Source organism: Cedecea selenatireducens (assembly GCF_042138895.1).
GTDB classification, from domain to species: Bacteria; Pseudomonadota; Gammaproteobacteria; order Enterobacterales; family Enterobacteriaceae; genus Cedecea; species Cedecea selenatireducens.
Window position 1 is genome coordinate 271,549 of sequence record NZ_JBHIKW010000005.1, and the last position, 22,774, is coordinate 294,322.

Annotated in this window: 24 protein-coding genes; 17 read left to right on the forward strand and 7 right to left on the reverse strand. The window is 57.2% G+C overall.

Features of this window, described 5'->3' with window-relative positions; translation table 11 throughout:
• Positions 1-5: 5 nt before the first annotated feature.
• The 6 genes from gshB to metK all read right to left on the reverse strand — a co-directional run bounded on the left by gshB (position 6) and on the right by metK (position 6,171).
• Positions 6-953 (reverse strand): glutathione synthase, encoded by a 948-nt coding sequence (gene gshB, locus ACE38U_RS10975; protein WP_045783932.1) that lies wholly within the window; start codon positions 951-953, stop codon positions 6-8.
• Positions 954-965: 12 nt separating this feature from the next.
• On the reverse strand, positions 966-1,697 hold the full coding sequence (rsmE, locus tag ACE38U_RS10980) for a 16S rRNA (uracil(1498)-N(3))-methyltransferase (protein WP_038478983.1): 732 nt from the start codon (positions 1,695-1,697) through the stop codon (positions 966-968).
• 147 nt (positions 1,698-1,844) lie between these two features.
• Complete coding sequence (gene endA / locus ACE38U_RS10985; RefSeq protein ID WP_176981578.1) at positions 1,845-2,552, reverse strand: deoxyribonuclease I; 708 nt, start codon at positions 2,550-2,552, stop codon at positions 1,845-1,847.
• Positions 2,553-2,644: 92 nt separating this feature from the next.
• Positions 2,645-3,160, reverse strand: a complete 516-nt coding sequence (locus tag ACE38U_RS10990; protein WP_061275600.1) for a SprT family zinc-dependent metalloprotease — start codon at positions 3,158-3,160, stop codon at positions 2,645-2,647.
• A gap of 70 nt (positions 3,161-3,230) precedes the next feature.
• Positions 3,231-4,625, reverse strand: a complete 1,395-nt coding sequence (locus ACE38U_RS10995) for a sugar porter family MFS transporter (RefSeq protein ID WP_375529740.1) — start codon at positions 4,623-4,625, stop codon at positions 3,231-3,233.
• A 391-nt stretch (positions 4,626-5,016) separates the two neighbouring features.
• Positions 5,017-6,171 (reverse strand): methionine adenosyltransferase, encoded by a 1,155-nt coding sequence (metK, locus tag ACE38U_RS11000; protein ID WP_038478995.1) that lies wholly within the window; start codon positions 6,169-6,171, stop codon positions 5,017-5,019.
• A gap of 434 nt (positions 6,172-6,605) precedes the next feature.
• Here metK and yqgG point away from each other — a divergent pair, with 434 nt between their 5' ends.
• The 4 genes from yqgG to speB all read left to right on the forward strand — a co-directional run bounded on the left by yqgG (position 6,606) and on the right by speB (position 10,105).
• The gene (gene yqgG, locus ACE38U_RS22420; RefSeq protein WP_511161096.1) at positions 6,606-6,755 is read left to right on the forward strand and encodes a small protein YqgG; all 150 of its coding nucleotides are present in this window, start codon (positions 6,606-6,608) and stop codon (positions 6,753-6,755) included.
• A 107-nt stretch (positions 6,756-6,862) separates the two neighbouring features.
• Positions 6,863-7,003, forward strand: coding sequence for an acid stress response protein YqgB (gene yqgB / locus ACE38U_RS11005; RefSeq protein WP_370527354.1), 141 nt, complete (start codon positions 6,863-6,865; stop codon positions 7,001-7,003).
• Positions 6,996-8,972, forward strand: coding sequence for a biosynthetic arginine decarboxylase (speA, locus tag ACE38U_RS11010; RefSeq protein WP_176981579.1), 1,977 nt, complete (start codon positions 6,996-6,998; stop codon positions 8,970-8,972). The genes yqgB and speA overlap by 8 nt, the downstream gene beginning before the upstream one ends.
• A gap of 206 nt (positions 8,973-9,178) precedes the next feature.
• Positions 9,179-10,105: an agmatinase gene (gene speB, locus ACE38U_RS11015; RefSeq protein WP_375529741.1), complete on the forward strand. Its 927-nt coding sequence runs from the start codon at positions 9,179-9,181 to the stop codon at positions 10,103-10,105.
• Here the strand turns inward: speB and ACE38U_RS11020 are convergent.
• On the reverse strand, positions 10,102-11,313 hold the full coding sequence (locus ACE38U_RS11020) for an MFS transporter (protein ID WP_038479005.1): 1,212 nt from the start codon (positions 11,311-11,313) through the stop codon (positions 10,102-10,104). The genes speB and ACE38U_RS11020 overlap by 4 nt on opposite strands.
• Positions 11,314-11,727: 414 nt before the next feature.
• On the opposite strand from ACE38U_RS11020, the gene ACE38U_RS11025 reads away from it, so the two are divergent.
• From ACE38U_RS11025 to ACE38U_RS11085, 13 genes are all read left to right on the forward strand, one after another.
• Entirely contained in the window at positions 11,728-12,051 is a 324-nt protein-coding gene (locus ACE38U_RS11025; protein ID WP_038479008.1) for a non-heme iron oxygenase ferredoxin subunit, read from the forward strand.
• On the forward strand, positions 12,048-12,356 hold the full coding sequence (locus tag ACE38U_RS11030; RefSeq protein WP_176981580.1) for a recombinase-like helix-turn-helix domain-containing protein: 309 nt from the start codon (positions 12,048-12,050) through the stop codon (positions 12,354-12,356). The genes ACE38U_RS11025 and ACE38U_RS11030 overlap by 4 nt, the downstream gene beginning before the upstream one ends.
• Positions 12,357-12,366: 10 nt before the next feature.
• Positions 12,367-13,389 carry a Rieske 2Fe-2S domain-containing protein gene (locus ACE38U_RS11035; protein WP_375529742.1) on the forward strand — a complete coding sequence of 341 codons (1,023 nt, stop codon included), beginning with the start codon at positions 12,367-12,369 and terminating at the stop codon, positions 13,387-13,389.
• The gene (locus ACE38U_RS11040; protein ID WP_038479017.1) at positions 13,389-14,138 is read left to right on the forward strand and encodes an SDR family oxidoreductase; all 750 of its coding nucleotides are present in this window, start codon (positions 13,389-13,391) and stop codon (positions 14,136-14,138) included. The genes ACE38U_RS11035 and ACE38U_RS11040 overlap by 1 nt, the downstream gene beginning before the upstream one ends.
• A 14-nt stretch (positions 14,139-14,152) precedes the next feature.
• Positions 14,153-14,941 (forward strand): IclR family transcriptional regulator, encoded by a 789-nt coding sequence (locus tag ACE38U_RS11045; protein WP_038479020.1) that lies wholly within the window; start codon positions 14,153-14,155, stop codon positions 14,939-14,941.
• Between the two features lie 78 nt (positions 14,942-15,019).
• Complete coding sequence (locus ACE38U_RS11050) at positions 15,020-15,946, forward strand: VOC family protein (protein ID WP_038479023.1); 927 nt, start codon at positions 15,020-15,022, stop codon at positions 15,944-15,946.
• Positions 15,943-17,130 carry an NAD(P)/FAD-dependent oxidoreductase gene (locus ACE38U_RS11055; protein ID WP_375529743.1) on the forward strand — a complete coding sequence of 396 codons (1,188 nt, stop codon included), beginning with the start codon at positions 15,943-15,945 and terminating at the stop codon, positions 17,128-17,130. The genes ACE38U_RS11050 and ACE38U_RS11055 overlap by 4 nt, the downstream gene beginning before the upstream one ends.
• Positions 17,131-17,155: 25 nt before the next feature.
• Positions 17,156-18,412 (forward strand): MFS transporter, encoded by a 1,257-nt coding sequence (locus ACE38U_RS11060; protein ID WP_038479029.1) that lies wholly within the window; start codon positions 17,156-17,158, stop codon positions 18,410-18,412.
• Between the two features lie 10 nt (positions 18,413-18,422).
• Positions 18,423-18,953 carry a cupin domain-containing protein gene (locus ACE38U_RS11065; protein ID WP_038479032.1) on the forward strand — a complete coding sequence of 177 codons (531 nt, stop codon included), beginning with the start codon at positions 18,423-18,425 and terminating at the stop codon, positions 18,951-18,953.
• Between the two features lie 9 nt (positions 18,954-18,962).
• Positions 18,963-19,733 carry an alpha/beta fold hydrolase gene (locus tag ACE38U_RS11070; protein WP_375529744.1) on the forward strand — a complete coding sequence of 257 codons (771 nt, stop codon included), beginning with the start codon at positions 18,963-18,965 and terminating at the stop codon, positions 19,731-19,733.
• Positions 19,717-20,511 (forward strand): SDR family oxidoreductase, encoded by a 795-nt coding sequence (locus tag ACE38U_RS11075; RefSeq protein ID WP_038479038.1) that lies wholly within the window; start codon positions 19,717-19,719, stop codon positions 20,509-20,511. The genes ACE38U_RS11070 and ACE38U_RS11075 overlap by 17 nt, the downstream gene beginning before the upstream one ends.
• Positions 20,512-20,520: 9 nt before the next feature.
• Positions 20,521-21,291: an aspartate dehydrogenase gene (locus ACE38U_RS11080; protein ID WP_375529745.1), complete on the forward strand. Its 771-nt coding sequence runs from the start codon at positions 20,521-20,523 to the stop codon at positions 21,289-21,291.
• Positions 21,292-21,300: 9 nt separating this feature from the next.
• Positions 21,301-22,770, forward strand: a complete 1,470-nt coding sequence (locus ACE38U_RS11085; protein ID WP_375529773.1) for an aldehyde dehydrogenase — start codon at positions 21,301-21,303, stop codon at positions 22,768-22,770.
• Positions 22,771-22,774: the final 4 nt, after the last annotated feature.

The following is a 22,774-nucleotide window of genomic DNA, read 5'->3' on the forward strand; positions in this document are numbered from 1 at the left end:
TGCGCTTAGTGTGCGAGGCGTTTTTCGATGGCATCGAACAGCATGCCGGTAATCGACACAGGGAATTCGGCTTCGATTTCACGGATGCAGGTTGGGCTGGTGACGTTAATCTCAGTCAGGCGATCGCCGATGATATCCAGGCCAACAAAAATCAGGCCTTTAGCCTTAAGCGTTGGCCCAACGCGGCGGGCAATTTCCCAGTCGCTTTCGGTCAGTGGACGAGGTTCACCACGGCCACCGGCCGCCAGGTTGCCGCGAGTCTCGCCGCCCTGCGGAATACGTGCCAGGCAGTAAGGCACCGGCTCACCATCTACCACCAGCACGCGCTTGTCGCCGTCTTTAATGGCCGGCAGGTAGTTCTGCGCCATGCAGTAGCGGGTGCCCAGTTCGGTAAGGGTTTCTGCGATAACGCCGATGTTTGGGTCATCCTGCTTCACGCGGAAGATAGACGCGCCGCCCATGCCGTCCAGCGGTTTCATAATGATATCGCCGTGCTGCTGCCAGAAGGCTTTCAACTGCGCTTTGTTGCGGGTCACCAGCGTTTCCGGCGTCAGGTCGGCAAACCATGCGGTGAACAGCTTTTCGTTACAGTCGCGCAGGCTTTGCGGCTTGTTAACGATCAGCGTGCCTTTCTCTTCTGCGCGCTCAAGAATGTAGGTCGCGTAGATAAATTCGGTGTCGAACGGCGGGTCTTTTCGCATCAGTACGACGTTCAGGTCTGCCAGGGCGATATCCTGCTCGGAGCCAAACTCATACCACTTATCGTAATTCTGCTCGACGCTGAGCAGGCGAGTGCGTGCGCGTGCCTCGCCGTTGTTCAGATACAAATCGGCCATTTCCATGTAGTGCAGTTCGTAACCACGACGCTGCGCTTCCAGCAACATGGCAAAGCTGGAGTCTTTTTTGATGTTGATGTGTGCGATGGGGTCCATCACGATGCCGAGCTTGATCATTGTTGTTCTCCTTTAGCCCAGATCGCCAAAGCGCACCTGCAGTGCGGTAATGGCGGTGAGCGCGGTGGTCTCAGTACGCAGAACGCGCGGTCCCAACAGAATATCAGTAAATTGGTGTTCAGCGGTCATGGCGATCTCATCCGCCGTCAGGCCCCCTTCCGGGCCAATCAGCAGGCGCACGCGCTCGACCGGCTGCGGTAAGGTGTTGATGCTGGCGCTGGCGCGAGGGTGTAGATTAAGTTTTAGAGCTGCATCCTGCTCGGCGCACCAGGCTTCCAGCTCCATCGCCGGGCGAACTTCTGGCACCCGGTTACGGCCGCATTGTTCGCAGGCGGCGACGGCAATCTTCTGCCACTGCTGGAGCTTTTTGCTCAGCCTTTCAGCGTCCAGTTTTACCCCGCAGCGTTCGGAAAACAATGGGGTAATAACGTTCACGCCCAGCTCCACGGCCTTTTGAATGGTAAATTCCATTTTTTCGCCGCGTGACATGACCTGGCCGAGATGCAGCCAGAGAGGTGATTCACGATCGTCCTGGCTGGCTGCCAGCACTTTTACGCGCACGCTTTTTTTATCCGCCTGCACAATTTCCGCGTCGAACACCTGATTGCTGCCGTCGAACAGCTGAATGGCCTGGCCTGCGCCCATACGCAGCACCCGTCCTACGTGGTTTGCCGCATCTTCGCTCAGAAGTACGTCCTGGCCAACGGAGAGATTTTCAGGGTGGTGAATGCGGGGTATACGCATGAAATAGTTTCCGATTAGTTGCGCTGCAGGACTTGACCCTCATCCTGACCTTCTCCCAAAAGGGAGAAGGGATTTTTCAGCCCCGGCCTTTGTTGGCGAAAGGGCGATGTTTCGTCACAGCAAATAAAGAATTGCCGCTAGTGTAGGTTAGCTGTTTCGCGCCTTGCAAGCCCGTAGCACATATGGGTTATGGTTGCCCTGGACTCTCGCAATACGTTCATCCCGCTCGCACTCCCAGTCGTTGACCGGATAGCGCTTGTCCCAGACCTGGAAAAGCTGGGTTTGCTGGCGTGAAAGCGAAAGCTGGTACTGGTCGCGCATGTAGAAATAGGTACGGGCAATTGCGCCTCGCGCACGCTCCGGCGGTTCGGCCACTTTATCTTTGAAATCAACCTTCATTGCGCACTGGCCATATTGCCCTTCACCGCCGTTCCACTGGCTGTACATGAAGTTATTTCTGTCGGCGTTAACCTCGCCGACGGCAGGCTGCAGGTTATGCATATCGCTTTCGATTTTGCGGTAAACGGGGTCTTTGGCGCAGTTTTTACGCCCGCCGTCCTGCCAGCATTGCAGCAGGTGGCCGAACTGCCAGGCTGGCATGACGTGTTCCCACTCAATGCGGGTAGCCCGGTTCTCGTTTTTCCGCACTTTATAGCCACAGGACTCAAGGTCCGGGATGCCCTTTTTGCCCTGCCAGCTGATCTTGCAGCCGCAGTAGAAGTCGCCCGGGACATCGGCATTGATTTTTACGCCTGCGGTTTTGGCCTGGGCGAAGCTGTTGATGCCGGAGCTAAATGCGGGAAGCGAGCTGAGAGCTGCAACGAATGCAACAGCCCAAGAAATTTTGCGAGACATTTCTAGAATCCTTACTAAAACGTGCCCGCACCCTAACTGATCGGATATCCAGTTTCAATCGGCGATGGTGTAAAAATTCCAGAAATAAATGATTAATTACATGGGGTTGTAACGTCGGGTTTTAATAGCTGCCCGCAATGAGTGCAGCGGTATTCTGCTTCACCGCGCAGAACCCGATTGTGGCGGCGCACGGTGAGCTGATGCTGCTGGCAGGGGCAGCGGTAGGGGAAGGTATTTTTGCGTACCGAATCTACTTCAAACCGATGGGTGCGGCGAGCAGGCACGCCAAGCACGGTTTCCATCATCCATTTCCACTCTCTGCCGTGAGGAGCTACGCGGCCAAAATGCTTCCAGACCAGCAGGTGAGCCAGCTCATGGGGAACGACTTCGTCCACAAAAGCCTGCTGATTTTCCATCAGTAGCACCGGATTGAGGCGAATTTCGTAGCTTTCCAGCCAGGCGGTTCCGGCAGCGGTGCCGCGCTGCTGATAGACCATTTTGGGCTCAGGATAATGCGTGCCTAAATGCGAGTTGGCCTGCTGAAGCTTTTCACGCAGGCAGCGCATCACGGCTTGCTGGATGGCGATAGGGAGTCGGGGGGCTTTCATAACGGCAGAGAATAATGGGGCAGGAAGCGCGGTGCAAGCCCCTCCCGTCACCGGGAGGGACCGTTAAAGCTTAGTTGTGCGCGCCGATTTCGCGTAATTTACGGCCTTTCATCAGGTTACGTTCGATGTGTTCCAGCGAGACGTGTTTTGTCTCAGGAATAAGCCACAGCGTCAGGACGATGAAGAACAGGTTCAGCGCCGCATAAACCCAGAAGGTGTTGGCGTTGCCCAGCGTGTTCAGCATGGTCAGGAAGGTTGCGCCAACGATCATATTGGCAATCCAGTTGGTGGCGGTGGAGCAGGTGATACCGAAATCACGCCCTTTGAGCGGCTGGATTTCAGAACACAGCACCCAAATCAGCGGGCCCGCGCTCATGGCGAAGCCAACGATGAACATCAGCAGCATGGCAATCGCGAAGTACTGCGCGCCCTGAGAGTGGATACCGATGTGCAGCATGGTGCCCAGCACGCCCATCCCAACGGCCATGACCATGAAGCCAAGCACCAGCGTAGGCTTACGTCCCCAGCGATCCACCAGGCCGATGGCGATGAAGGTCGCCAGTACGTTAATCAGGCCGACGATCACGGTGCCCCACATTTGCTGCGTGGTGTTGGCAAACCCGGCAATTTCGAAGATTTTCGGTGCGTAGTACATGATGACGTTCATGCCGGTGAACTGCTGCATAACCTGTAGCAGCACGCCCAGAAAGACCGCGCGACGGAAGTTAGAGTTGTCCTTAAACAGCGACCAGCCGCTCTGTTTTACCTTCAGGCTTTCGCGGATCTCTTCCAGCTCACGTTTCGCTTCTGCGCTGGTATCACGCAGGCGCAGCAGAACGCGCTCAGCATCGTGGAAACGGCGCTTGGCGGCAAACCAACGCGGGCTGTCCGGCAGGAAAAATACGCCAACCAGCAGCAGCAGGGCAGGCAGGGTAATAACCCCAAGCATCCAGCGCCAGGATTCGGTGTAGCTGAAGGCGGTATCAGAGAGATAAGCGCCCAGAATACCGATGGTTATCATGAGCTGGTACATGGAGATCATGCTGCCGCGAATCTTCTCCGGCGCAATCTCTGACAGGTACAGCGGCGCGGTGTAGGAAGCTACGCCGACGGCAAGGCCCAGCAGGACGCGGGAAACAATCAACACTTCAACGTTAGGCGCAAAGGCCGAGCAAAGGGAGCCGAGCACAAACAGCACGGCGCCGATCATCAGGCTGTATTTTCGGCCCAGCTTGAAGGAGAGCCAGCCGCTGCCGATGGCCCCGACGGCGGCACCGAACATCATTGAGCTCACCACCCATTCCTGGGTGTGGGAAGTGATGGCGAAGTCTTTAGCGATAAAAGGCAGCGCACCGGCAATTACGCCGATATCCAGGCCAAACAGCAGGCCGGCGAGTGCGGCGAGGAAGCAGACGAAAAAGGTCATGCTTTTGTTTGAACGCCCGGATTTTTTATTGTCAGGCATAACGCCCTCCACGTGGGTTTTTCGGATTTGACGGCATTAAGGGTAGGTCAGCGAAGGGCAAAAGTGTGTGATGATAATCACAGCTATGTAATCGGTTACACTAACGGTGCAGATTAAAAAGAGGCTTCATTATGATAAAACATGAGATTAATAGTGACTAAAGTCCACGCTGCGGGAAAAAATCAGCTTAGTCTGAAGCGTTATGTAACAAATGATGTGTTTTAACTGAGGGATGATAAAAAGCGATAACAGAAGTCTTTATTTACGGATGTAATCGGTTTCACGATGACGGCGAACGGCTCGGGGAATAGGAAAAAAGAGGCGTGCTGGCGCAGCGGCAGAAAGCAAAAGGCCAGCATAAGCTGGCCTTTAAAGACGGAAGGCTGGAGAGTTATTTCAGGCCAGCAGCTTCGCGCAGCAGTGCTGCTTTGTCGGTTTTTTCCCAAGGGAAATGTTCGCGACCAAAGTGACCGTAAGCGGCGGTCTCTTTGTAAATCGGGTGCAGCAGATCCAGCATCTGGATCAGGCCGTATGGACGCAGGTCGAAGAACTCACGCACCAGCAGGGTCAGCTGCTCGGTAGAGATTTTCTCGGTACCGAAGGTTTCCACCATGATGGAAGTAGGTTCTGCCACGCCGATAGCGTAAGAAACCTGAATTTCACAGCGGTCGGCCAGGCCTGCAGCCACGATGTTTTTCGCAACATAACGCGCAGCGTAGGCGGCAGAACGGTCAACTTTAGACGGATCTTTACCGGAGAATGCGCCGCCACCGTGACGAGCCATACCGCCGTAGGTATCAACGATGATTTTACGACCGGTCAGACCGCAGTCACCCATCGGGCCACCGATGACGAAACGGCCGGTTGGGTTGATGTGGTATTTGGTCGACGCGTTCAGCCACTCGCCCGGCAGAACAGGTTTGATGATCTCTTCCATCACCGCTTCCTGCAGGACTTTCAGCTCGACGTCTTCGGAATGCTGAGTAGACAGCACCACCGCATCGATACCGACGATCTTGCCGTCGTCATACTGGAAGGTGATCTGGCTTTTCGCATCCGGACGCAGCCAAGGCAGGGAGCCGTTTTTACGCACTTCAGCCTGACGCTGCACCAGACGGTGGGCGTAGGTGATTGGCGCTGGCATCAGCACGTCGGTTTCGTTAGTCGCGTAGCCAAACATCAGGCCCTGGTCGCCCGCGCCCTGCTCCAGCGGATCGGTACGGTCAACGCCCTGGTTGATGTCCGGGGATTGCTTACCAATCGCGCTCAGAACGGCACAGGAGTTGGCATCAAAGCCCATATCTGAATGCACATAGCCGATTTCACGCACGGTGTTGCGGGTGATTTCTTCGATATCAACCCACGCGCTGGTGGTGATTTCGCCGCCAACCAGAACCATGCCGGTTTTAACGTAGGTCTCACAGGCTACGCGTGCTTTCGGATCCTGCTCGAGGATAGCATCAAGGACGGCGTCGGAGATTTGGTCAGCGATTTTATCAGGATGCCCTTCAGATACAGACTCGGACGTAAAAAGGTGTTTAGCCATATTTTCTTCACCCTAAAAGGATTTGTTTAGTTCAGGCTGCTGCTCTACGCCGCAGGTGCGGTGAGATAGACCAACCTGGGAACTTATTGCCACAGATTGAAAAACAGGCAGTCTAACAGTTAATCAGTATAGATGGATTAACATCTGGACGGCTATTTTAGATTACACAATCGGCAGATAGCCAGAATTTTTTAGGGTAACGGCAATATGTGAGAAATCTTTAGTGGAAAGCATGGCTGACACTGCTGGCAATTTACGCATTTTTGTTTTGCTTTTTACCCCTGATATGGGTATAAAGCGGCGCGCGCGGCTTAATCAAAAGCACACAGTTTGTGTTGCCCACTTCCAGCCGGGTTGAGCAATTATTTAGAGCCTGTCAGCTACAGTGCTCGCAGCTTTGGCTTGTCGCATACATAGTCAACGTATGCGTGGAGGTGATACGAGTAATGAACCGCCGTCATTCAATTAATCTGGCACGCCGTCCTGGCGCGCATATGCTCCTCGCAGCCTGCATCTCATGTTTTCAAACTTGCCGATGTTTTACCCATCTCGGCGCTTCTCAGGATCCCCGGGCCGGTCTGTAATCCGCCGTGGTCACTGAACAAGGGCGCTCTTGTAATACAAGAGTTTTCTCGTGGTTTCGCCGTCCTGTCATACAGGGTTCGGATACGTGTTTTACAATGATATGAAAATGAAACCGGTCGCACAGCCTGGCTGTCAGCGTCTTGTGCTGTCAATACGCGCTGTTAATGGGTTGTTATTGCAGGATACCCCTGCGATAGTAGTCAACTGTTTTGCACAATCGACAAAATTTGAGGTTCGCCATGACTGACAAAATTACTTCTGTTTCGGGTTCGTCAGTGGGCGGGCAGGATGTACATCGTTCCATTCAGGAGGTTGCCATGAGCTCCGAGGAAGCCAGCAAGATGCTGCGTACATACAATATTGCCTGGTGGGGCAATAACTATTACGACGTCAACGAACTGGGCCACATCAGCGTTTGCCCGGATCCGGACGTTCCGGAGGCTCGGGTCGATCTCGCCGAGCTGGTTAAAGCTCGCGAAGCCCAGGGCCAACGCCTGCCTGCGCTGTTCTGCTTCCCGCAGATCCTGCAACACCGCCTGCGTTCAATTAACGCCGCCTTTAAGCGCGCCCGTGAATCTTACGGCTATAAAGGCGACTACTTCCTGGTTTATCCGATCAAAGTAAACCAGCATCGTCGCGTGATTGAGTCGCTGATCCATTCCGGCGAGCCGCTGGGTCTGGAAGCTGGCTCTAAAGCCGAACTGATGGCCGTGCTGGCGCACGCTGGCATGACCCGTTCTGTTATCGTTTGTAACGGCTATAAAGACCGCGAATACATCCGCCTGGCGCTGATCGGCGAGAAGATGGGCCACAAGGTCTATCTGGTTATCGAGAAGATGTCCGAGATTAGCATCGTGCTGGAAGAAGCCGAGCGCCTGAACGTGATTCCTCGCCTGGGCGTTCGCGCCCGTCTGGCTTCCCAGGGCTCCGGTAAGTGGCAGTCCTCCGGTGGTGAAAAATCCAAATTCGGCCTGGCGGCAAACCAGGTTCTGCAGCTGGTGGAAATCCTGCGTGAACGCGGTCGCCTGGACAGCATTCAGCTTCTGCACTTCCATCTTGGCTCGCAGATGGCAAACATTCGCGACATCGCGACCGGCGTGCGTGAATCCGCCCGCTTCTACGTTGAGCTGCACAAGCTAGGCGTGAATATCCAATGCTTCGACGTTGGCGGTGGCCTGGGCGTGGACTACGAAGGGACGCGTTCCCAGTCCGACTGTTCGGTTAACTACGGCCTGAATGAGTACGCGAACAACATCATCTGGGCAATCGGCGATGCCTGTGAAGAAAACGGCCTGCCGCACCCGACGGTGATTACCGAGTCTGGCCGCGCCGTAACCGCGCACCACACCGTGCTGGTTTCCAACATCATTGGCGTTGAGCGTAACGAATACACCGCGGCGACCCCACCGGCCGATGACGCACCGCGCGCGCTGCAAAGCATGTGGGAAACCTGGCTTGAAATGCACCAGCCGGGCACGCGCCGTTCGCTGCGTGAATGGCTGCACGATAGCCAGATGGACCTGCACGATATCCACGTCGGCTACTCCTCCGGCGCCTACAGCCTGCAGGAACGTGCCTGGGCCGAACAGCTCTACCTGAACATGTGCCACGACGTGCAGAAACAGCTCGATCCGAGCAACCGCGCGCACCGTCCAATCATCGACGAGCTGCAGGAGCGCATGGCGGACAAAATGTACGTCAACTTCTCGCTGTTCCAGTCGATGCCGGATGCGTGGGGTATCGACCAGCTGTTCCCGGTGATGCCGCTGGAAGGGCTGAACCACGCGCCTGAGCGCCGTGCCGTACTGCTGGATATCACCTGTGACTCCGATGGCGCAATCGACCACTACGTGGACGGCGACGGTATCGCAACGACCATGCCAATGCCGGAATACGACCCGGAGAACCCGCCGATGCTGGGCTTCTTTATGGTTGGCGCGTATCAGGAAATCCTCGGCAACATGCACAACCTGTTCGGTGACACCGAAGCGGTAGACGTCTTCGTCTTCCCTGACGGCTCCGTGGAAGTTGAGCTGTCTGATGAAGGCGACACCGTGGCGGATATGCTGCAGTACGTGCAGCTCGACCCGAACAAGCTGCTGACCCAGTTCCGCGACCAGGTGAAGAACACCGGCCTTGACGAGGCGCTGCAACAGCAGTTCCTCGAAGAGTTTGAAGCCGGTCTTTACGGTTACACGTATCTGGAAGACGAGTAATTCAATCGCCCTCTTTCTGTGCGAGAGGGCAGGGTCAGGGGCAAAGGCAGCATCATCGCCTATACTCTCTTGAACCCGTATGAATTAGCGGCGATAATCCGCTCAATAAAAGGCAGTACCCCAATCCAATCCCTTCCTCGTCGGGTTTAACGACGCGGAGGGGATTTTTTTTAGGCTTTTTTTAACCCCAACCGAGAGGTCAGACAATGAGCACCTTAGGCCACAAATACGATAACTCCCTGGTATCTAATGCCTTTGGTTTTTTGCGTTTCCCGCTGAATTTCCAGCCGTACGATAGCGATGCGGACTGGGTTATCACCGGCGTTCCGTTTGATGCGGCAACTTCCGGTCGTGCGGGCGGCCGCCACGGCCCGGCAGCGATCCGTCAGGTGTCCACCAACCTGGCATGGGAAGGAAACCGCTTCCCGTGGAACTTCGACATGCGCGAGCGTCTGAACGTTGTGGACTGCGGCGACCTGGTATACGCCTTCGGTGATGCCCGCGAAATGAGCGAGAATCTTCAGGCTCACGCCGAGCGTCTGCTGGCTGCCGGCAAGCGTATGCTCTCCTTCGGCGGTGACCACTTTGTGACTTTGCCGCTGCTGCGCGCCCACGCTAAGCACTTCGGTAAAATGGCGCTGGTTCACTTCGATGCCCACACCGATACCTACGCGAACGGCTGCGAGTTCGACCACGGCACCATGTTCTACACCGCGCCAAACGAAGGCCTGATCGATCCGAACCACTCAGTGCAGATCGGTATCCGTACCGAGTTCGACAAAGACAACGGCTTCACCGTGCTGGATGCCTGCCAGGTGAATGACCGCGGCGTGGACGACATCATCGCTCAGGTTAAGCAGATCGTCGGTGATATGCCGGTGTACCTGACCTTTGACATCGACTGCCTGGATCCAGCGTTCGCGCCGGGTACCGGTACGCCGGTGATTGGCGGCCTGACGTCTGACCGCGCTATCAAGCTGGTACGTGGCCTGAAAGATCTGAATATCGTGGGGATGGACGTGGTGGAAGTGGCTCCGGCCTACGACCAGTCAGAAATCACCGCGCTGGCCGCGGCGACCCTGGCGCTGGAAATGCTCTACATCCAGGCAGCGAAAAAGGCGAATAAGTCTTAGGCGCTGATTGCTGCTGCGCGGCGCATGCGCAGCAGCAACATTCCTCCCGCCAGCAGGGTAATAACCTGCGACACAACCAGCACCGAAAAGCCTGAACTGACCGATCCCTCCGATTTCATCACCATTCCCATCAGCAGCGGAATAAAGGCCGCGCAGATATTGCCGATGCCGTTGATTATCCCATACGCGCTGCCAACAGCTTCCCGCGCGGCATGATGCTGAACGACCGCAGGAATGGCCGCCCCCTGCAGTCCCCAGAAGATATTGGCCGAGAGCATAAACAGCGCAAGCCATGCTGGCTGGTGGCTCAGCATCAGTGCGACAACGGACATCGCCGTCAGCAAACCGCCCACCACAAATAGCACCGGCGCCTGTTCCGGGCGCATCCTGTCGAGTAGTACCCCGCCAAGAAATTTAGATCCCAGGCTTAGCAGGAAGGGAATAGCCGCTAACATGCCCGTCGCGTGCAGCGAGAAGTGATGCTCATCACGAAGCCATGCGGGCAGCCATGCGCTGCTGCCCCAGAGATAGCTAAGCGTGGCGACTTCCACCAGAAGGATCCAGCCCAGCAGCGGCGTTTGCCAGGCAAGCGTAAAGGTCTGCACAAATCCCGATTTTTTTATCTTTGCCGTGCGGGGCGGTGCAGGCAGGAAGCGCCAGATTAACCCTCCACCCAGCACCAGATTCATGACCGCCAGTGCGTAAAAAGAACCGGCCCATCCCAGATGGGCCATCAACCATGTCACCAGCGGAAAGCCGACGGCCAGCCCGAGAGAGACGCCCAGCGCGGTAACGGCATTGGGCTTTCCGATCTCTTCGGCCCGGAAGCTATCGCTAATAAAGCGCGTTTTGAGCGAAAACAGCGGCCCTTCGGCAACGCCCAGAATCACGCGGGCAATGAGCATGCCCATTAGCGATCCCAGAAGTGGAGAAATAGCGCAAACCGCAGCCCAAATCGCAATACTGCTTAATAATCCCTGTCGATAATTTAATTTGCTTTCTATAACCGGCGTTAATAATAAAGCCGAAAAACCATAACCCAGGAGAAAGCAGGTCATCAGCATTCCCTGTAACATTCTGTTTTCATTTAGCTGAAAGTGTTCGGCAAATTCCGGATTTAAAATCATTACTGAGATATTCACCCGGTCGATGTAGGAAATAATAATAAGCAACAAAAGTGCTATTGTGCCTTGCCATCTTGCCGTCATTACGCCCGCCTTATATTTTAATTTATTAATATTTTTATCAGTGTGATTGTCACGGGGCTAAAATGATTCATCTGTGAAACTCATTGTTTATAAAGATAAATATTTAAATGTGTTTCACGGGTGAAACAACGTCCCAGCCACATTTATTTATTTTTATGAGTGGGCGAGAAGAAAAGTCAATACCTTTTATTCAGATTTAAGAGAATCAATAAAGCCTATTTATTCACACCTGAAGAATGAATGTTTCATATCTCTGCATTTTTTCGTGATCGCTTGCACAGATAGATAATTAAAACCCTTTCCATTAACAAATACGTCACAAACAGGCTTGACGAAAACGTCCCCGCTTTTATATTGACCGTATTAAATAAGAAACAAAGTTTCATATATGAGACGAAAGCCTGGAGGATCGTGATGAGCTGGATAGGCGTATGTGACGCAGAACAAGTACAGGAAGATTTCCCTTTTAGCGGCAACGTCGAAGGTAAAGAGATAGGCATTTATTTGATTGACGGTGAATATTACGCGCTGGAAGACGTATGCCCGCATGCCTATGCGCTGCTGAGCCAGGGCTTCGTCGAAGACGGTAAGGTGGAATGCCCGCTGCATGAGGCTATTTTCGACGTCAAAACCGGCCAGTGCCTGCACGGCCCCGGTGGGCGCAACCTCAACAGCTACCCGGTTCGGGTCATTGAAAACCAGATCCAGATTACCTTCATCGAGGAGACCGTGGCATGAGTGATTCCCTGAACTTCAACCCGGCGCTGCCGGAAAGTCGTCAGTTTACCCCTCCCGCAGAGGGCGGGAACGGCGCCATCCATAAGCCGGGTGATTACCAGAACTTGATCTGGCAGACCCGCAGCCGCGTACCGGAAAACTGGGAAGTGAGCCTTATCGCTACGCTGGAAGATTTCTTTGAGCAGGGCGTTGAAACCTTGCCGGAGCTGGTTAATGGGCTGAATGCGGTACGGATGCACGATATGCAGGGCGAGCCATGGAGCGACGCCAGCTTCCAGGCATTCTTACGGGTTCACGGCTACTGAGGGCAACGCGATGACGACTACCGTACAAAATTATCTTGATAAAGGTCTGCGTGGCCTCTGGTACCCCGTACTGGCAAGCTGGGAGGTGCAGTCTGCTCCGGTGGGGATTACCCGCCTCGGCGAGCAGATTGTGGTCTGGCGTAATAAGGATGGCCAGGTGCAGGCCCTGGAGGACCGCTGCCCGCACCGTGGCGCGCGCCTGTCGATGGGCTGGAACCTCGGCGATCGTATCGCCTGCTGGTATCACGGACTGGAAGTGGCGGGCAACGGTGAAGTGAAGGATGTGCCTGCCGTGGACAAATGTCCTCTGGTCGGCCAGCAGTGCGTGCGCAGCTACAGCGTGCAGGAGGTGCACGGCGCCATTTTCCTGTGGTTTGGCGTAACGGCGGAGCAGCAGCCCGATGAACTGACCTTCCCGGAGGAGCTGGCCGACGGCGAAGCCTACAGCAACTTCTTGTGTACCGCCGCATGGCAATGCAATTACCAGTACGCGCTGGAAAACGTCATGGACCCGATGCACGGCACCTATCTGCATTCGGCCTCGCACTCAATGGCGGAAGGCGACCGCAAGGCCGACATGGTACTCCAGCCGACCAAAACCGGCTTTATCTTTGAGAAAAAAGGCCAGACCGGCGTCAACTTCGATTGGGTTGAGCTGGGCAACACCGGGGCGCTATGGATGCGTCTGTCGATTCCTTACCGCAAGCGCTTTGGGCCGGGCGGGCACTTCTTTATCGTCGGCATGGTGGTGCCGGAAGATAACGACAACTGCCGCGTCTTCTTCTGGCGTATCCGCCGCGTGCAGGGCTGGCAGCGCGATATGTGGCGCTTTATGTACCGCAACCGTCTGGAAAAACTGCATTGGGAAGTCCTGGAGCAGGATCGTGTGGTGCTGGAAAGCATGGCGCCAGATGCCCGCGAACACGAATATCTCTATCAGCATGACGTCGGCCTCTCACGCCTGCGCCGCATGATGCAAAAAGCGGCCAGGGAACAGCTGGCAACCCTCGAAGCAGCGCAGGGCGCGGCCTGATGAACGGGCTGTTGAACGGCAAGCGTATCGTCGTGACTGGCGCAGCCCGCGGGCTGGGCTATCACTTCGCCAAAGCCTGCGCGGAGCAGGGCGCGGCGGTAGTGATGTGCGATATCCTGGCAGGTGAACTGGCTGAGAGTGCACACGGGCTAAGCGCTCTGGGGTATTCGATTGCCTCCCACGTTATCGATCTGGCCGATCCGCACTCTATTGAACAGGTCTTCAACGCCATTGGTGCCGAAGGGCAGATTGACGGCCTGGTGAACAATGCGGCAATGGCGACCGGCGTTGGCGGCGTGAATATGCTCGATTACGATCCCGATCTCTGGGATCGCGTGATGAGTGTGAACGTTAAAGGCACCTGGCTTGTGACGCGCGCCGCGGTACCGCTGATGCGTGAAGGGGCCGGGATAGTGAATGTGGCCTCCGACACCGCGCTGTGGGGCGCGCCACGCCTGATGGCCTATGTTGCCAGCAAAGGGGCAGTGATTGCCATGACGCGCTCGATGGCTCGCGAGCTGGGTGAGAAACGCATTCGTATTAACGCCATTGCGCCGGGGTTAACTCGCGTTGAGGCGACAGAATATGTCCCCGCCGAGCGCCATCAGCTGTATGAAAACGGGCGGGCGTTAACCGGCGCGCAGCTGCCTGAGGACGTCACCGGCAGCGTGGTCTGGTTGTTAAGCGACCTGTCGCGGTTTATTACCGGACAATTGATTCCGGTCAACGGTGGTTTTGTCTTTAACTAAAGGGTGAAGCGAGTATGGCAAACGATCAGGAAGTGAAGTATCTGGTGCCGGGACTTGAGCGCGGCCTGCAGTTACTGCTGGCCTTCGGCGAGCAGCATCGCGAACTGACCTTTGCCGAGCTGCACCGGCTGGTGGACATGCCGAAAGCAACCGCCTATCGCGTGGTGCAAACCCTGGAATACATGGGCTTTCTGGAGCGCAACACGCGCACCAATACCTTCTCGCTGGGCATGAACGTGCTGCGCCTGGGGTTTGAGTACATTGCCTCGCTGGATGTGGCGCAGGTCGGCCAGCCGGTGATTGAACAGCTGCGTGACGTCAGCCAGTGCAGCAGCCATCTGGCGATCCGTGACGGGCGCGACATTATCTACATCGCTCGCGTCAGCGCCGCCGGTTCACGTATCAATCAGGTCAGTATTGGCACTCGTTTACCAGTGCACTGCACGTCGCTGGGACGCATGCTGTTGACCGATATTTCCCGAACTGATTTTGAACTGCTGTTCCCACATGAGCGCCTGCCGGGCAACACGCCGGGGCAGCTTCACGACCGCGAAGCCCTGTGGCAGATGGTGCAGCAGGACAAAGCCCGCGGCTACGTGATTGGCGAATCCTTCTTCCGCCACGGCATCTCTTCCATTGTGTATCCGGTGTATGACCGCAGCGGGCGTGTGGCCGCGGTAGTGAGCATTCTGGTGCCGTCGGAAGAGATCCCACAAACCGACCGCGAGCGTCTACAAAACGACGTCCGTCTGGCGGCAGATAAAATTTCTGGCTTCTTAGGCTATTTGTCACAGGCCAGCTAAATCAGCGAGTTAACGTCAGGCGCTTAAGTGCGTCGGGCATGTTTTACGCCCAATTTGGGCCAGATGAGGCAACGAACGATGAGTATAACCGGAATTGAAAAGCTTGAATTTGGCGTTGAGAACCTGACGCACTGCGCCAAATTTATGCATGATTTTGGCTTGACGGGCGATGCAGACGGCCGGTCTTTCACTACCTTGAGCGGCGCTCGCGTGGAGCTTAGCCCCATTGATAGCCAGGAGCTGCCCCCTGCGTTTGAAGCGGGTAACACCCTGCGTCGCATGACCTGGGCGGTCGCCACGAAGGCTGACCTGGATGCGTTGCGTCCGAAACTGCAGCGGCAGCCCGGTTTTCGTGAAGTGGATGGTGCGCTGGAGTGCCTCGATCCTAACGGTATGACCCTGCGCGTGCAGGTAAGCCAGCAGAAGCCGGTCGATCTTAACGTCGAGCCGATTAACCAGTGGGGCGACGTGCGCCGCGTTGATACGCCAAGCCCGGTTTACGATCGCGCCCAGCCAATCAACGTTGGTCACGTAGTATTTTTTGTCGAAGCGCTGGCGGAGGTGGAGAAGTTCTATCGTGAGGTGCTCGGTTTCCAGGTTTCAGACCGTTACATCAACCGCGCCGTATTCCTGCGCTGCGGCGTGCGCGGGGGCCATCACAACCTCTTCCTGTTGCAGCTCCCTAACCGCAAGCGCGGGCTTAACCATGTGGCCTTTACCGTGCGTGACATCCACGAAGTGATCGGCGGTGGGATCGCGATGAACAAAAATAACTGGAGCACCTTTATCGGGCCTGGCCGCCATCCGGTTTCGTCAGCCTATTTCTGGTACGTCAACAGCCCTACGGGCGGCGCGTTTGAGTATTACACCAACGATGATTACCTGACCGAAAACTGGCAGCCGCGCGAGCTTGAACACTCTCTGGTCTCCTTTACCGAATGGGCGGTGGAAGGCGGCATCGACCATGACACCCGCCGCCAGCAGAAAAAGCTGGAGTCGGTATGACGTCGCGCATTGTCATAATTGGCGGCGGTCAGGCCGGTGGCTGGGCGGCAAAAACGCTGCGTGATGAGGGCTTTGACGGCGAGATTTGCGTTGTGGCGGAAGAAGAGTGGGATTTCTACGAGCGTCCGCCGCTCTCCAAAGCCTCTCTGCTGGAGCCGGATGCCGTGCTGCCGCGCCTGTTTCCCGAGGAAGTGCAGCAGGCGCTGAACCTGACCTGGTATCGTCCGCTGCGCGCTGAGTCCCTTGATTGCGATACAAAAACGGTACGTTTAAGCAATGGCGAGCACCTGAGCTACAGCACCCTTTTAATCGCTACCGGGGGGCGTGCGCGCCTGCCCGGTGAGGCATGGGCCAACCATCCTCAGGTCTACACCCTGCGTCACTGGCAGGATGCGCAGCGTCTGAAAGCGCGCCTGGCGGGAAGCAAAACGCTGGCGATTGTCGGCGGCGGCTGGATAGGCCTTGAGATTGCCGCTTCCGCGCGTAAAAGCGGCGTAGCGGTCACATTGTTCGAGCAGCAGCCTGCCCTGTGCATGCGTTCTGTCAGCGGCGAGGTTTCTCAGCGATTAGCCGCACTCCATCGCGAGCAGGGCGTGGATATCCGTACCGGCGTTGGCGCGCTGGAGCTTGAGGATGATAACGGTCGGCCGGTTATTCATTGCGAGGGTAAACGTGAAAGCTTCGACGCCGTTGTTGTCGGGATCGGCGTCGATCTCAACCTGGAGCTGGCCCGTGACGCCGGGCTTAACATCGAGCGTGGGATCGTGGTGGATTCACAGGGGCGCACGTCGGATCCGTCCGTCTTTGCCGCGGGTGACGTGGCGCAGCACCATCACTTCGGACTGTGCATTCAGTCGTGGGCATTTGCCCAGAACCAGGCGGTGGCAACGGCCAAAGCGATGCTTAACCCTGATGCGCCGGGCTACGACGACGCGCCGTGGCTGTGGTCGGATCAATACCAGCACAATATCCAGATCCTCGGTATTCCGCAGCCTGGCAGCACAACCACAGTGCGTGAAGATTCGCTGTTCTTCTCGCTGGATGAGCACGGACGGCTGACCCAACTGGTGGCGTTTAACGATGCGCGCACCGTCAAGCTGGCGAAACGCTGGATGGCGGCGGGGCGGGATTTATCGGCCGTGCCGCTTACCGACCCGACGTTTTCACTGATGTCACTGCGATAGCTAATCCGCACCCGTAGGGGGAGACATGACCACTTTTGAGACCAACACCGCGCCCGTTGAGGCAGGCGGTGAGGGGACCCGCACGCCTGAAAAGGCGGTGCGCTGGGCTATTCCGTTGTCGCTGCTTGCCTGTGTACTGCTGGCATTTTTCGACAAAATCAGCATTGCGGCGCTTTTTTCCGATAGCCATTTCCAGCAGGCGATGGGCATTGATTTTGATACCACGCGGCTCGGCATTCTGATGAGCGCCTTCCTGCTGAGCTACGGCTTTTCGTCGGTATTTTTAAGCGGTCTGGGAGACAAAATTGCGCCACTGCGACTGCTCACCGGCATGATGGCGGTGTGGTGTGTGCTGATGGTGGCGATGGGCTTTACCCATAACTACACGCTAATGATCGTGCTGCGTATCCTGCTCGGCGTGGCGGAAGGGCCACTGTTCCCGCTGGCGTTCGCCATTGTGCGTCATAGCTTCCCGCAGCACCTGCAGGCTCGCGCCACCATGCTGTGGCTGTTGGGTACGCCCGTGGGGGCGGCGATTGGTTTTCCGCTTTCCCTCTGGTTGCTCAACACCTTCGGCTGGCAGAGCACTTTCTTCGTGATGGCGCTGCTTACTGTGCCGGTGCTTATCTTCGTGCGTATCGGCCTGCGCGGGATCCGTCTGGACGCGAAACCTGCCACATCACAGGCTTCTCAGGATGAGCGACGTGCCGCACGGCGCGAGCTGTTTGTCAGCACGCACTTCTGGATCATCTGCATCTTTAACATCGCGTTTCTCACCTACCTGTGGGGCATCAACGGCTGGCTGCCGGGCTACCTGATTAAAGGTAAGGGCATTCACCTGGAGCATGCGGGCTGGCTGTCGTCGATGCCATTTATCGCCATGCTGGCCGGTGAGGTGATTGGCGCATGGCTTTCGGACCGGGTCGATAAACGTGCCGCGGCCTGTTTTATTTCGATGGCAGGGGCTGCTCTTGGGCTGGTGGCGGTGATGCACCTCGATACACCGCTGGCCATTATTGCGGCGATGAGCTTTAGCACCTTTATGTGGGGCACCGGCGCCCCCAACATTTTCGCCCTGCTGGCGAAGGCCACTCATCCGCGCGTAAGCGCCACGGCGGGCGGCATTTTCAACGGGTTGGGAAACTTTGCGGGCGCGCTGTCGCCGGCGGTGATGGGGGCATTGATTGCCTTCACCCACAGCATGGATTCCGGACTGATTTTTCTGGCGGTGATGGCGGCGGTGGGCTGCGTCCTGTTACTGCCGCTGCTGAGACGTTACTGAGGAGAGTGTCATGACTGATTCAACCATAGCTTCAAAACCGGGCGTTAAACCTGAAAACCTGACGATGGAAGAGTGGATCGAGTCGCGTATTGCGCGCTTCGAAGGCCGTAAATACGACTGGAACGCGCTGAAGTTCCAGGCTGATTTCGACCCGAAATACCGCCGCGCGCAGATGCGCTACATCGGCACGGGGGCAACGGGCGTCGCCAGCGATACCAACACGGTTCAGGCAGAACACTTTACCTTCTCCACCATGGTGCTGCCGTCTAAATGTGAAGGGCCTCTGCACCTGCACGATGATGTGGAGGAGGTGTTTTTCATGCTCAAAGGACAAATCACCCTGATGATCCAGGACGGTGATAACTACACCGAAACCGTGCTGCGCGAGCGCGATTTGATCTCCGTGCCGCCGGGAATCTATCGCGGGCTGTTTAACCACGGCGAAGAAGAGGCGCTGATGTGCGTCATGCTGGGGACCAACAAGCCGGAAATCCCGACCTACCCGGAAGACCACCCGCTCTCAAAAGTGAAGCGGGGCTAAGGGGGCGCTATGACGGGCTTTCGTGAACAGGGAAGCGGTATCCCGCTGATGCTGCTGCATGGCATTAGTTCCGGCGCAGCTTCCTGGCATAAGCAGATGTCGCTAAACGGTTTTCGCGTGCTGGCGTGGGACATGCCCGGTTATGGCGAAAACCCAATACTGGCGACCGAGCGTGCGAATGCGGGGGATTATGCCGACGCGCTGGCGGCGATGCTCGACCGCGCAGGCGTCTGGCGGGCGGTGCTGGTTGGCCACTCTTTGGGGGCGCTGGTCGCCAGCGCATTTGCCGCGAAATACCCGGAGCGCGTGCTGCATTTAGTGCTGGCGGATGCCGCGCAAGGCTATGGCCAGGCCGCAGCGGAACAGCGCGAGCAGGTGTGGCGCAGCCGGGAGCAACAGATAGCGCTAGGCGGCGAAATCCTCGCGCAAACCCGGGCCGCGAAGCTGCTGCGCCCGGGCGCGCGGGCCGAAGATATTGGCACGGTAGCGGCGGGGATGCGCAGGCTGTGTGTCGATGGTTATCTGGCCGCGGCCTGGATGCTGGTACATGACGATATCCACGGCTGGCTAAAGCGTTATTCCGGCGCGTTTGAAGTCTGGTGCGGGGAGCAAGATGCCATTACCCAGCCGGAGCTGGTGCAAGGGCTTGCTCTTCGCTATGGCATGCCTTTTATTAGCATCCCGCAGGCCGGGCATGCCAGCTATCTCGATAACGACGCGTTTTTTAACCAACAGCTTTTACGCATTAACGAAGAGGTGCGCGATGAATGCACAAATTGACGGGCGCATAGCGGTAGTCACCGGCGGTTCTTCCGGCATTGGCTTTGAAACGCTGCGCCTGCTGCTGGGCGAAGGGGCAAAAGTGGCCTTCTGTGGCCGCGACCAGGACCGCCTCGCCAGCGCGCATGCGGCGCTGCAAAATGAATATCCCGATGGGGAGATTTTCTCTTACCGCTGTGACGTGTTGAATGCCGATGAAGTCCTGGCGTTTGCGGATGCGGTGAAATCCCGCTTTGGCGCAACGGATATGCTGATCAACAACGCCGGGCAGGGTTATGTGGCGCACTTCCATGACACTCCGCGTGAGGCGTGGCTGCACGAAGCCGGGCTCAAACTGTTCGGCGTCATCAACCCCGTTCAGGCGTTTCAGCCGCAGCTGGAGCAATCGGATATCGCTTCTATTACCTGCGTGAACTCCCTGCTGGCGCTCCAGCCGGAGGAACACATGATCGCCACCTCTGCGGCCCGTGCGGCGCTGTTGAACATGACCCTTACGCTCTCAAAAGAACTGGTGAGTAAAGGTATTCGGGTGAACTCGATTCTTCTTGGCATGGTGGAATCCGGGCAGTGGCAACGCCGCTTTGAAGAGCGCGCGGATAAAAGCCAGAGCTGGCCGGAGTGGACGGCGGGAATTGCTCGTAAACGCGGCATTCCGATGGCTCGTCTCGGCAAGCCACAGGAACCTGCCCAGGCGCTGCTGTTCCTTGCCTCGCCGCTGGCCTCGTTTACCACCGGTGCCGCGCTGGACGTTTCCGGCGGTTTTTGCCGTCATCTGTAAGGACACATCATGAAAAAGATCATGTTAATTGGCTATGGGGCAATGGCGCAGGCGGTGATTGAGCGTCTGCCTGCTCAGGTTGCCATCGGCTGGATTGTGGCACGTGAATCTCACCATGACGCTATTCGGGCTCAGTTTGGTGATGCGGTGCTGGCACTGGCCTCGCCGATGGCGTGCACGGACACGCCCGATCTGGTGCTGGAGTGTGCCAGTCAGCAGGCCGTGGCGCAGTATGGCGAAGAAATTTTGCGGCGGGGCTGGCATCTGGCGGTGATTTCTACCGGGGCACTGGCGGACAGCGCGCTGGAACAGCGCCTGCTTCACGCGGGCGGCAAGCTGACCCTGCTCTCCGGTGCCGTGGCAGGCATTGACGGCCTGTCTGCGGCAAAAGAGGGCGGGCTTGAACGGGTGACCTATCAGTCTCGTAAAAGCCCGGCCAGCTGGCGCGGCAGCTACGCAGAGCAGCTTATCGATCTTAATGCAGTATCAGAAGCGCAGGTCTTCTTTGAAGGCAGCGCCCGCGAGGCGGCGCGTCTGTTTCCGGCCAATGCCAACGTTGCTGCTACCGTGGCGCTCGGCGGCATAGGCATGGATGACACCCGCGTGCGGCTGATGGTTGACCCGGCCACGAAGCGCAACACCCACACGCTGCACGTTGAAGGCGTGTTTGGCGAGTTTCATCTGGAGCTGAGCGGCCTACCGCTTGCCGGTAATCCAAAAACCTCCACTCTGGCGGCACTCAGCGCGGTACGCGCCTGCCGCGAACTGGCCCGGCGCTGAGGAACCATGATGGAAGAGTTGAATATTTTCATCGGCGGCCAGTGGCGACGCGGCGGCGGCAACCAGATGCAGAGTCATTTTCCCGCTGACGGTTCGCTGAACGCCACGCTGAACGCCGCCAGTCTCGACGATCTGCAGGACGCGATTGAGGCCGGCGAGCGTGCGTGGAGGGATCCCGCATGGCGAAACAGTCTGCCTCACAGCCGTGCAAAGATCCTGCACAGGGTGGCGGATCTGATCGAATCTCGGCTAGATGAGCTGGCACGCCTGCAGAGCCGCGATAACGGTAAGCCGCTGGCGGAAGCGCGCGGGCTGGTGATGAGTGCGGCGGGAACGGCGCGCTATTTTGCTGCTGCCTGTGAGCTGCTGGAGGGCGAATTGCCCACGCCACGGCAGGCTGACTTACTGACGCTGAGCCGCTATGAGCCGCTGGGTGTGGTGGCAGCCATTACGCCGTGGAATTCGCCTATTGCCAGCGAAATGCAGAAAGTCGCCCCTGCTATTGCGGCCGGTAACGCAGTTATCCTCAAACCCGCGGAAGCCACGCCGCTGATGGCGCTGGAGCTGGCGCGAATTTTTGAGCAGGCCGGGCTACCCGCCGGGCTGCTCAGCGTATTACCGGGCAAAGGTTCAGTGATTGGCGATGCGCTGGCGCGTCACCCCAAGGTGCGGAAGATCTCCTTTACCGGAGGAACCACCACGGGCCGCCATTTGGCGCACGTGGCGGCTGAAAAGCTTATTCCTGCTTCACTGGAACTGGGCGGTAAATCCCCGACCATCGTTTTGGAAGATGCCAACATTGAGCAGGCCGCGCGTGGGATCTGCTACGGCATTTTCAGCTCGGCGGGGCAGGCGTGCATCGCGGGTTCGCGCCTGTTCGTGCATGAAAGCGTTTATCCGCAGCTGATGGCGCGACTGCTGGAACTCACGCGCGGGCTGCGCATCGGTAATCCCTTCACTGACGGCGTGCACATGGGGCCGTTAATTAACGACAGGCACCGTCAGAGCGTGCAGGACTACGTCGAGCTGGCGAAGCGTGAAGGCGGGCGCTTGCTGTGCGGCGGGGAGATCCCGGCCGATCCACAGTTGGCAAACGGCAGTTTCTTCCTGCCTACGATCGTTGAAGGACTGACCAATAGCGCTCGCGCTTGCCAGGAAGAGATCTTCGGCCCGGTGCTGGTCGTCATGCCGTTTAGCGATGAGGCGGCGCTGATTCGCGAGGCTAATGACTCGGTTTATGGCCTTGCGGCAGGGATCTGGACGCGCGATACAGGCCGTGCCCTGCGCCTGAGTGAGCAGTTGGAAGCGGGCACGGTGTGGATCAACACCTACAAAGTTTTTGCTATTTCGACCCCGTTTGGGGGCTTTAAAGAGAGCGGTCTGGGCCGCGAAAAGGGCATTCAGGGGCTGAAAGCCTGGATGCAGCAAAAGAGCATTTATCTGGCGACGGGCAACGGCGTCAACCACTGGTGCGACTGAGAAA

Coding starts and splice junctions, on each gene's coding strand:
- metK (WP_038478995.1), bottom strand. CDS start 6,171: ATGGCTAAACACCTTTTTACGTCCGAGTCTGTATCTGAAGGGCATCCT.
- gshB (WP_045783932.1), bottom strand. CDS start 953: ATGATCAAGCTCGGCATCGTGATGGACCCCATCGCACACATCAACATC.
- yqgB (WP_370527354.1), top strand. CDS start 6,863: ATGAAACCGGTCGCACAGCCTGGCTGTCAGCGTCTTGTGCTGTCAATA.
- speB (WP_375529741.1), top strand. CDS start 9,179: ATGAGCACCTTAGGCCACAAATACGATAACTCCCTGGTATCTAATGCC.
- ACE38U_RS11030 (WP_176981580.1), top strand. CDS start 12,048: ATGAGTGATTCCCTGAACTTCAACCCGGCGCTGCCGGAAAGTCGTCAG.
- ACE38U_RS11050 (WP_038479023.1), top strand. CDS start 15,020: ATGAGTATAACCGGAATTGAAAAGCTTGAATTTGGCGTTGAGAACCTG.
- ACE38U_RS11020 (WP_038479005.1), bottom strand. CDS start 11,313: ATGACGGCAAGATGGCAAGGCACAATAGCACTTTTGTTGCTTATTATT.
- ACE38U_RS10995 (WP_375529740.1), bottom strand. CDS start 4,625: ATGCCTGACAATAAAAAATCCGGGCGTTCAAACAAAAGCATGACCTTT.
- ACE38U_RS11065 (WP_038479032.1), top strand. CDS start 18,423: ATGACTGATTCAACCATAGCTTCAAAACCGGGCGTTAAACCTGAAAAC.
- ACE38U_RS11075 (WP_038479038.1), top strand. CDS start 19,717: ATGAATGCACAAATTGACGGGCGCATAGCGGTAGTCACCGGCGGTTCT.
- ACE38U_RS11060 (WP_038479029.1), top strand. CDS start 17,156: ATGACCACTTTTGAGACCAACACCGCGCCCGTTGAGGCAGGCGGTGAG.
- rsmE (WP_038478983.1), bottom strand. CDS start 1,697: ATGCGTATACCCCGCATTCACCACCCTGAAAATCTCTCCGTTGGCCAG.
- ACE38U_RS11025 (WP_038479008.1), top strand. CDS start 11,728: ATGAGCTGGATAGGCGTATGTGACGCAGAACAAGTACAGGAAGATTTC.
- ACE38U_RS11085 (WP_375529773.1), top strand. CDS start 21,301: ATGGAAGAGTTGAATATTTTCATCGGCGGCCAGTGGCGACGCGGCGGC.
- ACE38U_RS10990 (WP_061275600.1), bottom strand. CDS start 3,160: ATGAAAGCCCCCCGACTCCCTATCGCCATCCAGCAAGCCGTGATGCGC.
- ACE38U_RS11080 (WP_375529745.1), top strand. CDS start 20,521: ATGAAAAAGATCATGTTAATTGGCTATGGGGCAATGGCGCAGGCGGTG.
- speA (WP_176981579.1), top strand. CDS start 6,996: ATGACTGACAAAATTACTTCTGTTTCGGGTTCGTCAGTGGGCGGGCAG.
- ACE38U_RS11070 (WP_375529744.1), top strand. CDS start 18,963: ATGACGGGCTTTCGTGAACAGGGAAGCGGTATCCCGCTGATGCTGCTG.
- ACE38U_RS11035 (WP_375529742.1), top strand. CDS start 12,367: ATGACGACTACCGTACAAAATTATCTTGATAAAGGTCTGCGTGGCCTC.
- ACE38U_RS11055 (WP_375529743.1), top strand. CDS start 15,943: ATGACGTCGCGCATTGTCATAATTGGCGGCGGTCAGGCCGGTGGCTGG.
- ACE38U_RS11040 (WP_038479017.1), top strand. CDS start 13,389: ATGAACGGGCTGTTGAACGGCAAGCGTATCGTCGTGACTGGCGCAGCC.
- endA (WP_176981578.1), bottom strand. CDS start 2,552: ATGTCTCGCAAAATTTCTTGGGCTGTTGCATTCGTTGCAGCTCTCAGC.
- ACE38U_RS11045 (WP_038479020.1), top strand. CDS start 14,153: ATGGCAAACGATCAGGAAGTGAAGTATCTGGTGCCGGGACTTGAGCGC.